Below are 14,385 nucleotides of genomic sequence, written 5' to 3' on the forward strand. Positions count from 1 at the left end.
TCGAAAATCGGCCAGACCGTCGCGGGCCGAATGTGAAGGGTCGGGGTATTGCAGCGAATCATTTTCGTGGCGCTGCACCAACAAAAGGATTGAAACCGATGGCGATGAGTCCGGACCCCGTTCGCGGGCCTAGTTTCGCTGTGCCCGGTGCGCGGCAATCCGCCTTGTCCGGAAACGGGTTGGCGGTGGCGTCGATGCTGGCCTGGGCGGCCGGATTCCCGGCGGCCGAAATCCTGCTGCAGACCTGGCCGCCGGTTGCCTTGCTGGCTGCGCGGCTGATGCTGGCGGTGGCCGTGATGATCCCGATCTGGCTGTGGATCGATGGCGCAGATGCGGTGCTGCGGGCGCGTTGGGCCCATGCGATGAGAGTGGGCGGGTTTGGCCTTGGATTGGGCATGTTCCTGATCATCCTCGCGCAGAAACTGACCGATCCCGTAACCGTTGCCATCATCGCGTCCTGCGCGCCCTTGATTGCGACACTGCTCGAGTTGGCTGCGGGAACGCGCAGATTGCGGTGGAACTTCGCGCTGGGGGTTGCCGTTTCGATCATAGGCGGCCTGATCGCAACCAGCGCGGTGGCGCCGGCCCAGCTGGGACTGGGCGCGCTTTGCGCCATCGCCTCGACCGCGCTGTTCTGCTGGGCCAGCATGGCGACCGCGCGGGACTTCCCGGACCTCAGCCAAACCGGACGTACCACGATCACGCTGATCGGCGGCACGTTCATGGCCGGCGCGCTGTTCTATCTGTCGAGCGTCCTCGGGTTCGAAGTCTGGCCATCGTCGCCGATCGACCCGCAGCAGGCAGGAATGCTGGCGATCTACGCCGTGATCTCTCTCGGCCTCAGCCAGGTTCTGTTCATCGCTTCGATCGGCCGGCTGGGTGTTGCTCTGGCGTCATTCCACATCAATGTGGCCCCGTTCTACGTGATGCTCATCATGGTGGTTCTGGGTTCGGAGTGGAACTGGACCCGGGCGCTGGGCGCCGGAGTCGTGGCGCTGGCGGTTGTCCTTGCGCAAGACCGTCCTGCACGACGGGTTGCCTAAGGCGTTTCCTCGGCGCGACCCAAGACAAAGAACTGCCCGCCGGACCAGACCCCGACCTGCCCGGCGCGTTCCGTCGCAATGTCCACAAGGCGGTAGAAACTCTTGCGGTCGATCCGCGCCTCGAGGTTCGATCGCACCAATATATAGGGTCTGGGTTCGTTTGTTTCCGGGTCGATGGCCACCCGTATCGGGTGATCCGGACCCGCCGACACCGTATCGCCGACATGGGTGGTAAAGGTCAGAACCTGATCCTCGTCCGCGCCGGTCCGGTCGAAATCGACCGCCACAAACGGCGCGTCTTCGACCCTGATGCCGACCTTCTCGACCGGGGTGACCAGAAAATAGGCGTCCCCTTCTTTCTTAAGAATTGAGGAAAAAAGCTTCACAAGCTCGAACCGGGTGATGGGCGACCCTAGGTAATACCAGGTGCCATCGCGCGCGATGCGCATGTCCAGATCGCCGCAGAACGGAGGATTCCAGCTGTCGACAGGGGGCAGACCCCGCGGTTTGGCCGCCTTGACCGAGGCCGCCAGACCCTCAGGGGACGGTTTCACAGGATTTTGTCCGCTCATTGTTTTTGCCATTTCCTCTCAGCGCGATACACTTCAACCATAATAAGTCCACGGAAGGGAAAGTCATGACCGAACCTGCCGACCTCGTCTCCGAGATCGAAGCGCTGGAAGAGAAACTGCAACAGGCCAAATCCTCGATCACCCGCCGCTTCATCGGGCAGGAGAGGGTCGTCGACCTGACGCTGACGGCGCTGCTGTGTGGCGGTCATGCCCTGCTGATCGGGCTGCCGGGCCTGGGCAAGACGCGGCTGGTAGAAACCCTGTCGACCGTCATGGGCCTGCATGGCAACCGCATCCAGTTCACACCCGACCTGATGCCGGCCGACATTTTGGGGTCCGAGGTTCTGGACACCGCCGAGGATGGCAGCCGCAATTTCCGATTCATTCCCGGCCCGATCTTCTGTGAACTCTTGATGGCGGACGAGATCAACCGCGCCAGTCCGCGCACCCAGTCGGCGCTGCTGCAGGCGATGCAGGAACGCACGGTGACCGTCGCGGGCGAGGATCGCGCGCTGGGCGTGCCGTTCCACGTGCTTGCCACCCAGAACCCGATTGAACAGGAGGGCACCTATCCGCTGCCCGAGGCCCAGCTGGACCGTTTCCTGGTGCAGGTCGACGTGAACTATCCCGACCGCCAGACCGAGCGTGACATCCTGCTGGCCACCACCGGCGTGGCCGAGGAAGAGGCGCACCAGATCTTCACCAAGGAAGAATTGCTGGCCGCGCAGGTTCTGCTGCGCCGGATGCCGGTGGGCGAGTCGGTTGTTGAACTGATCCTCGATCTGGTGCGCGCGTTCCGCCCCGAAGAACCTGGCGTGTCCGAGCGCGTGTCCGAGACCGTCGCCTGGGGCCCCGGCCCGCGCGCGGCGCAGGCGCTGATGATGACGGTGCGGGCGCGGGCGATGCTGCAGGGCAGGCTGGCTCCCAATGCCGAAGACGTGCTGGACATGGCGCGCCCTGTGCTCAGCCACCGGATGGCGCTGAACTTCGCCGCGCGGGCGCGCGGTGACAGCCTGCCCGACCTGATCGAAACCACCGCGGCCGGGCTTGTCCGGGCTGAGGCGGCGGCGTGAACGCGGCCCGCACCCTTCGCGAAAGATCCGAGGCCGAGGCGTCCCGGCTGCCGCCGCTGCTGGCGCGGGCCGAACACCTGGCCAGAACCGTGCTGCTGGGCGATCACGGCCGGCGGCGTTCGGGGTTGGGCGATGATTTCTGGCAATATCGACCGGCCCAGATCGGCGACAGCCGGCGGATGATCGACCATCGGCGCTCGGCCCGCGGCGATCAGCAATATGTGCGCGAACGCGAATGGCAGATCGCGCAGTCGATCATGCTGTGGGTCGATCAGGGCGCCTCGATGCGCTTTGCGTCCGATAAATCCCTGCCCACGAAGGCCGACCGGGCGCGTTTGCTGGGGCTGGCCACGGCGATCCTGCTGGTGCGCGGGGGCGAGCGTGTGGGCCTGACCGGCACCACCCTGCCGCCCCGGCGCGGCAATGCCCAGATCATCCGGCTGGCGCAGGCCTTGTCCGAAGATACCGAGGCCGATTATGCCCCGCCCGAGCACCGCGCCATGATTCCCCATGCCCGCGCCGTGTTCATCTCTGACTTCCTCGGCCCGCTGGACGAGGTCGAACTGGCCCTGACCAAGGCTGCCGACCGCGGCGTGCGCGGTGTGCTACTGCAGGTCCTGGACCCGGGTGAGGAGAGCTTCCCCTATCGCGGGCGCACCATCTTCGAAAGCGTCGGCGGGACGGTCCGGCACGAGACACTGAAGGCCGGCGACCTGCGCGAGCGCTATCTGGCGCGGCTGGCGCGGCGCAAGGATGACCTGACGCGCCTGTGCCGCGTCACCGGCTGGCAGCTGGGCCTGCACCATACGGGCGACAGCGCGCAGGCGGCTCTGTTGTGGCTCTATCGTGCCCTGGACGGAGGGGCGCGATGACGGTTCTGGCGGGCATCGGCTTTACCGCACCATGGGTGCTGCTGGGTCTTCTGACCCTGCCGATCCTGTGGCTGATCCTGCGCGCCGTGCCGCCCGCGCCGATCCGCCGGCTGTTCCCGGCGGTGACCCTCTTGCTGGGCCTGAAGGACGACGAGAGTGTATCCGACCGCACCCCGTGGTGGCTGCTGCTGCTGCGGATGCTGGCGGCAGCGGCGATCATCATTGGTCTGGCCGGCCCGGTGCTGAACCCGTCGCGCGACCAAACCGGATCGGGGCCGCTGCTGCTGGTGCTGGATGCCAGCTGGGCCGGGGCCACGCGCTGGCCCGCCACGCTGGAGCAGATCGACGCGCAGCTGACCGAAGCCGGGCGGGCCGGGCGCCCGGTGTCCATTCTGCGACTGACCGAGCCGGAACCGCCGGTTTTCCAGGCCGCCGAAGCCTGGCGCAACCGCCTGCCCGGGCTGGTTCCGCAGCCGTGGCAGCCGGACGCGGCGCAGATCGAACAGGCGCTGGCCGACCTGTCGGCGGTCGAGGGCGGGTTCGACACGCACTGGTTCACCGACAAGCTGGACTATCCGGGCCGTGAAACCCTGCTGTCTGCACTTCAGGCGCGGGGCGCGGTCACGGTCTATCGCGCGGCGGCGCCGATCCTGGCGCTGCGGCCGGCCACCTATCAGGACGGGGCGATCCGGCTGACCGCGGTGCGCGCCACACCCGGTCCGGCGCGGACCGTCACCATCAATGCGCAGGGGCGCGACCCGGCGGGCGTGATGCGCCTGCTGCAATCGGTCGAGGTCAGCTTCGAAAGCGGTGCGACCCAAGCACAGGCCGATCTGGCGTTGCCGTCCGAACTGCGCGCCCGCATCACTCGGTTCGAGCTGCAGGGCCAGCGGTCGGCCGGGGCGGTGTCGCTGACCGATGACAGCCTGCGCCGGCGCGAGGTCGCCCTGATCGCCGGAACCGTCAATCGCGAGGGGCTGGAGCTGTTGTCGCCGCTGCACTACCTGACGCAGGTACTGATCCCCACCGCCGATTTCGTCGAGGGCGGGCTGACCGAGGTTCTGCCCGCCAACCCGGATGTGATCGTGCTGGCCGATGTGGCCAAGCTGACCCCCAGCGAACAGGCCGGTTTGGTCGAATGGGTCGAACAGGGCGGGCTGTTGCTGCGCTTTGCCGGTCCGCACATGGCAGGCAGCGATCTGGGCCGCGATGCCGAAGACACGTTGCTGCCGGTGCGGCTGCGCAGCGGTGGCCGCTCGGTCGGCGGCGCGATGAGCTGGGGCGAAGCCAAGGGGCTGGCGCCTTTCCAGGAAGGCTCGCCCTTTTACGGGTTGCGCATTCCAGACGACGTGACCGTCAGCACCCAGGTGATGGCGCAGCCCGACCCGAACCTGGCCGACCGGGTGATCGCCGCGCTGTCGGATGGCACCCCGCTGGTGACGCGCAAGCCACTGGGCCTGGGTCAGGTGGTGCTGTTCCACGTCACCGCCGATGCCGAATGGTCGACTCTGCCGCTGTCGGGCCTGTTCGTCGAAATGCTGGACCGGCTGGCCGTGGCCTCGGCCGCCAAGACGCGGCAGGTCGAACAGCTGCAAGGCACCACGTGGGAGCCGATTCAGGTGATGGACGGGTTCGGAACCCTGTCTGATGCGGGCAATCTGGCCGGTGTCGATGGCCCTGCGCTGATATCCGGCGCCCTTGGCCCCGACCTGCGCCCGGGTCTGTATGAAAGCGGCAAGCAGAAACTGGCCCTGAACGTGCTCACCGAGGACAGCACGCTGCGCCCGATAAGTTGGCCTGCGGATGTGCCGATCAAGGGGCAGGAGGTCAGTGCCGAGACGCCGATCGGGGGTCTGCTGCTGAGCCTGGCCCTGATCCTGCTGGCGGTTGACGTCGTGGCCTCGCTGGCGCTGTCGGGGCGTCTGGGGCTGGCGCGGGCGGCGGCGGTCGCGCTGGGTGCGGTTCTGATCGCACCGCAGGCGCATGCGCAGACGCCCGAGGAGACTGAATTCGCCCTGCAGGCGACCAAGGAATTGGTGCTGGCCCATGTACTGACCGGCAATGCCCAGATTGACGACGTCGCCCATGCCGGGTTGCGCGGCCTGTCGCAAACTCTGTTTTATCGCACGTCCGTCGAACCGGCCGAGCCTATGGGTGTGGACCTTGAACGTGATGAACTGGCCTTCTTCCCGTTGCTCTACTGGCCGATCACGCCGGATCAGCCCCAGCCTTCGGCCGAAGCTTATGCCAAGCTGAATGGCTATCTGCGGTCGGGCGGGATGATCCTGTTTGACACGCGGGACGCCAACATCGCCGGGTTTGGCGCCTCGAGCCCCAATGGCCGCAAGCTGCAGCAACTGGCTGCTCCGCTGAATATCCCTGCGTTGGAGCCTGTTCCGCGCGATCACGTCCTGACCCGCGCGTTCTACCTGTTGCAGGATTTCCCCGGCCGCTTTGCCGGAACCGAGGTCTGGGTCGAGGCCGCGCCCCTGGACGCCGAACAGATCGAAGGCATGCCCTTCCGCAACCTCAACGACAATGTCACCCCGGTGGTGATCGGTGGCAACGACTGGGCCGGGGCCTGGGCAATCGACCGGAACGGGCAGGCGCTGCTGCCGGTCGGGCGCGGCTATGCCGGAGAACGCCAGCGCGAGCTGGCCAACCGGTTCGGCGTCAACCTGGTCATGCACGTGCTGACCGGGAACTACAAATCCGATCAGGTGCACGTGCCTGCTCTGCTTGACAGGTTGGGCCAATGACCGGTTCCGTCATCTTTGACCCGCTGATCCCGTGGACTGTGCTGGTGGTCATCGGTTCGATCGCTTTGGCCGCGACGGTTCTGGCGCTGTGGCGCGGGCTGTCAGGTTGGGCGTTGCGCGGACTGGCCGCGCTGGTGCTGTTGGCAGCCTTGTCCGGCCCGGTCTACCAGATCGAGGACCGCGCCCCGCTGACCGACATCGTGTTGATGATCGAGGATGAAAGCGCCAGCCAGACCCTGTCGGACCGCGCCGAACAGACCGCGCAGACCGCCGAGGCCCTGGCCGCCGAGATCGAGGCCCGCGACAACACCGAACTGCGCCGCATCAACGTGGGCGACGGCGACGGAGACGAAGGTACCCAGGTGATGGCGGCGCTGAATGCCGCGCTGGCCGAGGAACCGCGCGCCCGGATCGCCGGAATTCTGGTCCTGTCGGACGGCCTCGTGCATGACGTCGATCAGGCCCCCGACCTGCCCGCGCCGATGCACCTGTTGCAGACCGGTCGCGCGCAGGACTGGGACCGCCGCCTGATCGTGCGTAATGCGCCGGCCTTTGCCATCATCGACGAGCCCGTCACTCTGACCTTGCGGGTCGAAGACAGTGGCGCGGTGCCCGCCGGTCCGGCGTCCGCCCCGCTCGAGATTGCGGTGGACGGGGGCGAGCCGCAGCAATTCAGTATCCCGATCGGTGTGGATGTCGAGCTGCCGGTGACCCTGCCCCATGGCGGACGCAACGTCATCCAGTTCACGGTTCCGCAGGCCGACGGCGAACTGACCGACCGCAACAACACCGCCTTGATCCAGATGAACGGCGTGCGCGACCGGCTTCGGGTTCTGTTGGTTTCGGGCGAGCCGCATCCGGGCGGGCGAACCTGGCGCAATCTGCTGAAATCCGACAGCTCGGTCGATCTGGTGCATTTCACCATCCTGCGCCCACCCGAGAAACAGGACGGGGTTCCGGTGGACGAACTGTCGCTGATCGCATTCCCCACGCGCGAGCTGTTTCTGGAGAAGATCAACGATTTCGACCTGATCATCTTTGACCGCTACAAGCGGCGCGGCATCCTGCCCGCGATCTATCTGGACAACGTGACCAACTACATCAATGACGGCGGTGCGGTGCTGATTGCGGCCGGGCCTGACTTTGCCACCGCCGACAGCATCTTCCGCTCGCCCCTGTCTGCGATCCTGCCGGCGCAACCCTCGGCCCGGGTCATCGAAGAACGCTACGTGCCCACGGTGACAGACCTGGGCCAGCGTCATCCGGTGACCGCCGATCTGGGTGAGATGGGCGACTGGGGCGCATGGCTGCGGCAGATCGACGTGAAACAGCGCTCGGGTGAATTGTTGATGACCGGCGTCGACGACCGTCCGCTGCTGGTGCTGGACCGTGTGGGGGAAGGGCGCGTGGCGTTGCTGGCCTCGGACCACGCCTGGCTGTGGAGCCGTGGCTACGAGGGCGGTGGCCCGCAGTTGGAACTGCTGCGCCGCCTTGCCCACTGGATGATGAAAGAGCCCGAGCTTGAAGAAGAGGCGCTGTGGGCAGAGGCCAACGGGCAGTCAATGCGCATCATCCGCCAGACCCTGAACGAAGAGGTGGGCCCCGTCACGGTCACCCGACCCAATGGCGACACGCTTGAAGTGCCCTTGCGCGAATTGTCCCCCGGTCGGTTCGAGGCGCAGTATTTCGGCCCTGAAATTGGGCTTTATCGCCTGCAGGAAGGTGAGCTGTCCTCGGTCATCGGCCTTGGCCCTGCGGCGCCGCGGGAATTCGAACGCACCATCGCAACAGCCGAAATCCTTGAACCGGTCATGGCCGGGATGCGCGGCGGGGTGATCCGGGTCGAGGACGGGCTGCCGGCAATCCGCAACGTGCGCGCCGGGCGTCCTGCGGCCGGGCGTGGCTGGATCGGTCTGACCCCGCGCGAGGCATATGAAACCCGTGACGTGACCCAGGCCGGACTGTTGCCTCCCTGGCTGGTGCTGCTGCTGGCGGGTGGCTTCCTGCTGGCGGGCTGGCTGCGCGAAGGACGGCGCTGACCGGCCTTTGGTCTTAAACAGATTTTCACGGTCTGCGGGAATGCTGATCCCGAACCGACCGGGAAGATGACCATGAGTCTTGCAGAAAAACTGGCACAGGAACGGCGGGCGCGTCTGGCCGCCGAACGCATGCTTGCACTTAAGCAAAGTGAACTGTCCGAGGCCAATCGCAAGCTGGGCGAATATGCGATGGCCCTGACCAAACGTATCGGCGAGACCGAGGCCGAGGTCGAAACCGTGCGTGGCGAGAATGAAAAGGTCAAATCGGACCTGACCGTTGCAAATGCCAAGATCGAAGTGGCCGAACGCCGCCTCTGGCACTCGATCCAGACGATCCAGGACGGTTTCGCCTTCTTCGACGGCAGTGATCGGTTGATCAGCGCAAATACGGCCTATCTGAGCGTATTCGAAGGACTGGACGAGGTCGCGCCGGGGATTTCATACCCCCGCATTCTTGATCTGCTGACCACAGAGGGCATCATCGATATCGGGTCGGAACCGGCCGAGGCGTGGAAAACTCGCATGATGCGCCGCTGGACCCGGATCAACCCGCCGCCCGAAGTGATCCAGCTGTGGAATGGGCAATATATCAAGCTGATCGACCAGCGCGGCCAGGGTGGCGATGTGGTCAGTCTGGCCCTGAACATCACGGCCTCGATCCAGCATGAGGCGCAACTGCAGGCCGCGCGCGAAAAGGCCGAGGCCGCCAACCGGGCCAAGTCGGCTTTCCTTGCCAATATGAGCCATGAGATCCGGACCCCGATGAACGGCATCGTCGGGATGACCGACCTGCTGTCGGAAACCCCTCTGAATGAGGAGCAGAGGCTTTGTTTCGAGACGATCCGAAATTCGGGGGACGCGCTGCTGGTCATCATCAATGACGTTCTGGACTATTCCAAGATCGAAGCGGACAAGCTTGTGCTGCATCCCGAGGATTTCGATCTTGAACGTTGCATTCTCGAAGTTGCGATGCTGCTGCAGCCCACGGTGCGCGACAAGGGGCTGACCTTGCTGGTCGACTATGACCTGTTCCTGCCGACGCTGTTCGTGGGCGATCCAGGCCGGGTGCGTCAGGTGCTGACCAATCTGGTGGGCAACGCGGTCAAATTCACCGCCCATGGCCATGTTCTGATCCGGGTCACCGGAGTACCCCATGCCGATCAGAAGACCTGCGACATCCATATTGCGATCGAAGACACCGGAATCGGCATCGAAGCGGACAAGATCGAGCACATCTTTGGCGAGTTCAATCAGGTTGAAAACGAAAAGACCCGCGCCTTTGACGGCACTGGCCTTGGTCTGGCCATCACCAAACGCCTGATTACCTTGATGGGTGGCTCGATCTGGGTCGAGAGCGAGGCCGGCAAGGGATCGTGCTTTGGGTTCCGCATCACGCTGCCCACCGTCAAAGGCCCTCAACCGGCTCCGCCTGCCTTGGCGGACAGGCTGAAACATGTCCTCGTGGTCGAGGATCTGGCGGTCAATCGGGCCATTCTGAACAAGCAGCTGCGGCGTTTGGGGGCCGAGGTGACGGTTTGCGCCACAGGCACCGAAGCGCTGAGGGCGGTGGAAGCGTCGATCGACCTGATCCTTTGCGATCACGATCTGCCTGACATGGACGGGCTGGATTTGGCGGAAACTCTGCGCAAGCGAGGCTGGTCCGACGTTCCGATCGTGCTGATGTCCGCAAACCCGGCCATCGTGCACGCCGATCCGAACCATCGGCTGATACAAGGGGTGGTTCAGAAACCGATCCCACGGGCCGAGCTGTTCTCGCGGCTTCAGGCGCTGGGCGCCGCTGTGTTGCCTGCGCCTGTTTCCCCGCCCTGCCGCGCGGAGCCGGCCCAATCGTCCGGCGGAAACACGAAGCTGCGCAAGATGCGGGTTCTGGCCGCCGAGGACAATCGCACCAACCAGTTGATCCTGAGCAAGATGACCAAGGATCTGAACATAGACCTCAAGCTGGTGGCCAACGGGCTTGAGGCTGTTGAAGCCTTTTCGGAATTCGCGCCGGACCTGATCCTCATGGACATCTCGATGCCCAAGATGGACGGAAAGCAGGCCACGGGTGAGATCCGTAGACGCGAAATCGGCACAGGGCAGCATGTGCCGATCGTGGCGCCGACCGCTCATGCCTTGGCGGGTGACGAGCACAGCATCCTAGCGGCCGGGCTGGATCACTACCTGACGAAACCGCTTCAGAAGAAGCTGATTTGCGAGATGATCCAGTCCAACTGCCCGACGGATGCGCAACCCGTCATTGTCGCGCCGGCCGGTGCGGTCTAGGCTGTCGCTATGTCACAGGAACGAGGTTTTCGCCCCCGCGCTTTGGGTGAAATAGCAATACGCTGCGCCGACATGGCAGCGATGGTCGATTTCTATGAAAACGTCATCGGGCTGACCCGCCTGCATGGCGGTCATGACAGCGCCATCACATTCTTTCGGATTGCGGAAGGGTTCGAAGGACACACACAAGTTCTGGCGCTGTTTCATCATGGGGCAGCGCCGCGGCCGGGTTTGCACCCCACCGGTGCCGACAAACCCATGACCGGGGCGCAATCGTCGCTGCACCATATCGCCTTGTCTCTTCCCTTTGCGGAACAAGAGGCCGTCATGCGCTGGTATGATCAAATCGGCCAGCCCTATCGCGTCGAACGGTTCGGCTGGATCGGTTGGCGCGGCGTGTTTACCACGGACCCTGAGGGCAACACGGTCGAACTGGTAGCGTATGATGCCTCGATGCTGGATCAGGCCTGATAGGGTCGCACGAATACCGGTTTGTCCGGTTCCGACAACTCAGACCGATACACATAGCCGCCGGTGTCGAAATCCCGCAGGTCCGCAGGGTCGGTCAGCCGGTGCTGGATGATGTACCGCGCCATTGAGCCGCGGGCCTTTTTGGCGAAGAAGCTGACAGTCTTTGGCGTGCCGTCCTTGTCCTCCATGAAGACCGGGGTGATGACCCGCAGTTTCAGCGCCTTGGGGGTCACCGCGCCGAAATATTCCTGGCTGGCGCAGTTCACCAGCGTACCGGTGCCGATCTCGTCGGCCTGCGCATTCAGCGCCTTGCTCAGCTGGTCGCGCCAATAGTCGTACAAGGACGTGCCGCGTCGGGTTTTCAACCTGCTGCCCATTTCCAGCCGATAGGGCTGAATGGCGTCCAGCGGGCGCAGTAGGCCATAAAGCCCCGACAGGATACGCAGATGATCCTGCGCCCAGGCCAGTTCCTCGGCGTCCAGCGAAGCGGCCTCGAGCCCCTGATAGGTGTCGCCGGCAAAGGCCAGCGCGGCCGGCCGGGTGGCTTCGGGCTGTGGTGCCTCGGCGAAGGCGCGGAACCGGTCGCGGTTCAGCCGGGCCAAATCGTCGCTGAGGCTCATCAGCTTTTTCAGATCCCCCAGCGTCAGGTTGCGCGCGGTTTTCGCCAGCCGGATCGCGTCGTCCTGAAAATCGGGCCGGGTCGGCGCCACGTCTCGCTCTGCCCAGTCCAGCCGCTTGGCCGGAGAGATCACCACCAGCATGTCTGCCCCCTTGTTCGTGCCTGCCCGTCGATACCTAGCCCGCTGCGCGCAGCACGTCCAGAAAGGCGGCCGCGAAACGTTCGGCGCGGCGGTCGCCCAGCACCTGTTCCAGAGTGCGCGCGTCGTTCGGGCGCATCTGCGCCACCTTGGCCAGTTGCGCGGCGGAACAGCTCAGCGGTTTGTCGATCCCGTCCGGTCCTCGGGCCAACTGCGCCTGCACCTCGAGCAGACGGTCGTAGATATTTCCCTGTTCGCGCCCGGCCAGCTTGCGGCGCGCCGGGTGGGCCGCCTGCGCCTCGCCCGCGATCACCTCAAGGAAGGTATCGCCGTATCGGTCCAGCTTTTTCGCGCCCACGCCGCCGATCCGGGCCATCTCGTCCAGGGTCATGGGGCGTTTTTCCGCCATCTCGATCAGCGTGCGATCGGGGAAGATGACATAGGCGGGCACGCGGGCGGCCTCGGCCAGCGCTCGGCGTTTGGCCTTGAGCGCCGACAGCAGGGGCGCGTCCTCTTCCGAGACCATCATCTTGACTGCGGGCCGGCGGGTGGCCTTGCGCAGCGTGTCCTTGCGGAGGGTGATCTGCGCCTCGCCCTTCAGGATCGGCTTGGAGGCCTCGGTCATGCGCAGGGCGCCGTGGCGTTCGGGGTCGGGGCGCACCAGGTCGTGGCCCATCATCTGCCGGAAGATCGCCTGCCATTGCGGGCGCGACCAGTCCTTGCCGATGCCGTAGGTGGGCAATTCGTCATGCCGCCGGGCGCGGATCTTGTCGGTGTCATTGCCCAGCAGAATGTCGATCAGGTGGCCCGAGCCGAACCATTCCTCGGTGCGCAGGATTGCCGAAAGGGCCATGCGCACAGGCGTGGTGCCGTCGAACAGCTCGGGCGGGCTGTCGCACAGGTCGCATTTGCCGCAGGGCTGGGTCTGTTCCCCGAAATAGCCCAGCAGGGTCTGGCGGCGGCAGTGCAGCGCCTCGGCCAGACCCAGCAGCGCGTTCAGGCGGGCATGGTCGGCGGCGCGGCGTTCGGGCGGGGCCAACCCCTCGTCGATCTGGCTGCGGCGCAGGCGGATGTCGTCGGGGCCGAACAGGGTCAGGGTCTCGGCCGGCCCACCGTCTCGGCCGGCGCGGCCGATTTCCTGGTAATAGGCCTCGATCGACTTCGGCAGGTCCGCATGGGCGACCCAGCGGATGTCGGGCTTGTCGATGCCCATGCCGAAGGCCACCGTGGCCACCACGATCAGCCCGTCCTCGCGCGCGAAGCGGGTTTCGACGATGCGGCGGTCCTCGGCCTCCATCCCGCCGTGATAGTGGCAGGCGCTGTGGCCCTGTTCGCGCAGGGCCTGCGCCAGCACTTCGGTCTTGTTGCGGGTGCCGCAATAGACGATGCCCGACTGGCCCCGGCGGGCGTCGGCGAAATCCAGGATCTGCTTGCGCGGGCTGTCCTTGGCGGCAAAGGCCAGGTGGATGTTCGGCCGGTCGAACCCGCGCAGGAATTTGCGCGGGGGCGTGCCGTCGAACAGTTTCTCGACGATTTCGTCCTGGGTTTCCGCATCCGCCGTAGCGGTGAAGGCGGCCAAGGGCACGTTCAGCGCGCGCCGCAGCTCTCCGATCCGCAGATAGTCGGGGCGGAAATCATGGCCCCACTGGCTGACGCAATGGGCCTCGTCCACGGCGATCAGGCTGACATTGATCCGTCGCAGCATCCCCAGCGCCGAGCCCGCCGCCAGCCGTTCGGGCGCCATGTAGAGCAGTTTCAGCCGCCCGGCCTCGAGCGCCTCCCACACGGCGTCGGTTTCCTCGGGCGTGTTGCCCGAGGTCAGCGCACCAGCCTCGACCCCGGCCTCTTGCAGCCCCCTCACCTGGTCGCGCATCAGGGCGATCAGCGGCGAAATCACCACCGTGACCCCGTCGCGCAGCAGGGCAGGCAGTTGAAAACACAGAGATTTGCCGCCCCCGGTGGGCATGATCGCCAGCACGTTCTCGCCGGCGGTCACGGCATCGACGATCTCTTCCTGCCCGGGGCGGAAGTCATCGAATCCAAAGACATCTCGCAGCAGAGGCGCGGCGTCGAACATGTGCGGGGGTGCCCTGTTTCAAGATTTGACTGCTCTTGAACGGACAATCACACAGTCGGAATCAGGGAACAAGAGGTCAGTAGAAATAGACCGCGTTGTTGATGAGGACGATCCGCAGCGCATAGACGCCGATCAGCACCACCAGCGGCGTCAGGTCCAGACCGCCCATGTTGGGCAGAATGCGGCGGATCGGGCCGTAGATCGGCTCGAGCAGGCGGTTCAGGCCGTACCAAATCTGGGCGACCAGCTGTTGATGCAGGTTCAGGACCTGGAAGTTGATCAGCCAGCTCATGATCACATGGGCCAGGATGATGAACCAGACGATGTCCAGGATCAGCAGCAGGATTTGGATCAGCGACAGCATGGGCACCTCGTTTTCCGTACGGCCTGAGACCTAAGTGCCCAAGTGGCATTAGGCAAGCCCGCAGTCACAGA

11 protein-coding genes are annotated in these 14,385 nt (G+C 65.2%); 7 read left to right on the forward strand and 4 right to left on the reverse strand.

Features of this window, described 5'->3' with window-relative positions:
- The first annotated feature begins 98 nt into the window (after positions 1-98).
- Positions 99-1,043, forward strand: a complete 945-nt coding sequence (locus tag ACR0IR_RS11905) for a DMT family transporter (RefSeq protein WP_170582400.1) — start codon at positions 99-101, stop codon at positions 1,041-1,043.
- Here the strand turns inward: ACR0IR_RS11905 and ACR0IR_RS11910 are convergent.
- The gene (locus tag ACR0IR_RS11910; RefSeq protein WP_170364061.1) at positions 1,040-1,615 is read right to left on the reverse strand and encodes a DUF1285 domain-containing protein; all 576 of its coding nucleotides are present in this window, start codon (positions 1,613-1,615) and stop codon (positions 1,040-1,042) included. The genes ACR0IR_RS11905 and ACR0IR_RS11910 overlap by 4 nt on opposite strands.
- A 65-nt stretch (positions 1,616-1,680) precedes the next feature.
- On the opposite strand from ACR0IR_RS11910, the gene ACR0IR_RS11915 reads away from it, so the two are divergent.
- The 6 genes from ACR0IR_RS11915 (at position 1,681) to ACR0IR_RS11940 (ending at position 11,115) form a co-directional block, all read left to right on the forward strand.
- Positions 1,681-2,688 (forward strand): AAA family ATPase, encoded by a 1,008-nt coding sequence (locus ACR0IR_RS11915; protein WP_170364062.1) that lies wholly within the window; start codon positions 1,681-1,683, stop codon positions 2,686-2,688.
- Positions 2,685-3,560 carry a DUF58 domain-containing protein gene (locus ACR0IR_RS11920; protein WP_170364063.1) on the forward strand — a complete coding sequence of 292 codons (876 nt, stop codon included), beginning with the start codon at positions 2,685-2,687 and terminating at the stop codon, positions 3,558-3,560. The genes ACR0IR_RS11915 and ACR0IR_RS11920 overlap by 4 nt, the downstream gene beginning before the upstream one ends.
- The gene (locus ACR0IR_RS11925) at positions 3,557-6,319 is read left to right on the forward strand and encodes a DUF4159 domain-containing protein (RefSeq protein ID WP_170364064.1); all 2,763 of its coding nucleotides are present in this window, start codon (positions 3,557-3,559) and stop codon (positions 6,317-6,319) included. Before ACR0IR_RS11920 ends, ACR0IR_RS11925 begins: the two co-directional genes overlap by 4 nt.
- Complete coding sequence (locus ACR0IR_RS11930) at positions 6,316-8,358, forward strand: DUF7408 domain-containing protein (RefSeq protein ID WP_170364065.1); 2,043 nt, start codon at positions 6,316-6,318, stop codon at positions 8,356-8,358. The genes ACR0IR_RS11925 and ACR0IR_RS11930 overlap by 4 nt, the downstream gene beginning before the upstream one ends.
- Positions 8,359-8,430: 72 nt before the next feature.
- Positions 8,431-10,644 carry a response regulator gene (locus ACR0IR_RS11935; RefSeq protein ID WP_170364066.1) on the forward strand — a complete coding sequence of 738 codons (2,214 nt, stop codon included), beginning with the start codon at positions 8,431-8,433 and terminating at the stop codon, positions 10,642-10,644.
- 9 nt (positions 10,645-10,653) lie between these two features.
- Positions 10,654-11,115 (forward strand): VOC family protein, encoded by a 462-nt coding sequence (locus ACR0IR_RS11940; RefSeq protein ID WP_170364067.1) that lies wholly within the window; start codon positions 10,654-10,656, stop codon positions 11,113-11,115.
- Here the strand turns inward: ACR0IR_RS11940 and yaaA are convergent.
- The 3 genes from yaaA to ACR0IR_RS11955 form a co-directional block, all read right to left on the reverse strand.
- The gene (gene yaaA / locus ACR0IR_RS11945; RefSeq protein WP_170364068.1) at positions 11,106-11,876 is read right to left on the reverse strand and encodes a peroxide stress protein YaaA; all 771 of its coding nucleotides are present in this window, start codon (positions 11,874-11,876) and stop codon (positions 11,106-11,108) included. The two genes, ACR0IR_RS11940 and yaaA, sit on opposite strands and share 10 nt — an antisense overlap.
- Before the next feature lie 34 nt (positions 11,877-11,910).
- Positions 11,911-13,950, reverse strand: coding sequence for a DNA helicase RecQ (recQ, locus tag ACR0IR_RS11950; RefSeq protein WP_170364069.1), 2,040 nt, complete (start codon positions 13,948-13,950; stop codon positions 11,911-11,913).
- 76 nt (positions 13,951-14,026) lie between these two features.
- Entirely contained in the window at positions 14,027-14,314 is a 288-nt protein-coding gene (locus ACR0IR_RS11955; protein ID WP_008757771.1) for a YggT family protein, read from the reverse strand.
- Positions 14,315-14,385: the final 71 nt, after the last annotated feature.

The organism is Ruegeria sp. CF2, from assembly GCF_056537385.1.

What these genes read in the sequence shown, in the direction of transcription:
- yaaA (WP_170364068.1), bottom strand. Translation starts at nt 11,876, where the DNA reads ATGCTGGTGGTGATCTCTCCGGCCAAGCGGCTGGACTGGGCAGAGCGA.
- recQ (WP_170364069.1), bottom strand. Translation starts at nt 13,950, where the DNA reads ATGTTCGACGCCGCGCCTCTGCTGCGAGATGTCTTTGGATTCGATGAC.
- ACR0IR_RS11925 (WP_170364064.1), top strand. Translation starts at nt 3,557, where the DNA reads ATGACGGTTCTGGCGGGCATCGGCTTTACCGCACCATGGGTGCTGCTG.
- ACR0IR_RS11905 (WP_170582400.1), top strand. Translation starts at nt 99, where the DNA reads ATGGCGATGAGTCCGGACCCCGTTCGCGGGCCTAGTTTCGCTGTGCCC.
- ACR0IR_RS11930 (WP_170364065.1), top strand. Translation starts at nt 6,316, where the DNA reads ATGACCGGTTCCGTCATCTTTGACCCGCTGATCCCGTGGACTGTGCTG.
- ACR0IR_RS11955 (WP_008757771.1), bottom strand. Translation starts at nt 14,314, where the DNA reads ATGCTGTCGCTGATCCAAATCCTGCTGCTGATCCTGGACATCGTCTGG.
- ACR0IR_RS11910 (WP_170364061.1), bottom strand. Translation starts at nt 1,615, where the DNA reads ATGAGCGGACAAAATCCTGTGAAACCGTCCCCTGAGGGTCTGGCGGCC.
- ACR0IR_RS11940 (WP_170364067.1), top strand. Translation starts at nt 10,654, where the DNA reads ATGTCACAGGAACGAGGTTTTCGCCCCCGCGCTTTGGGTGAAATAGCA.
- ACR0IR_RS11915 (WP_170364062.1), top strand. Translation starts at nt 1,681, where the DNA reads ATGACCGAACCTGCCGACCTCGTCTCCGAGATCGAAGCGCTGGAAGAG.
- ACR0IR_RS11935 (WP_170364066.1), top strand. Translation starts at nt 8,431, where the DNA reads ATGAGTCTTGCAGAAAAACTGGCACAGGAACGGCGGGCGCGTCTGGCC.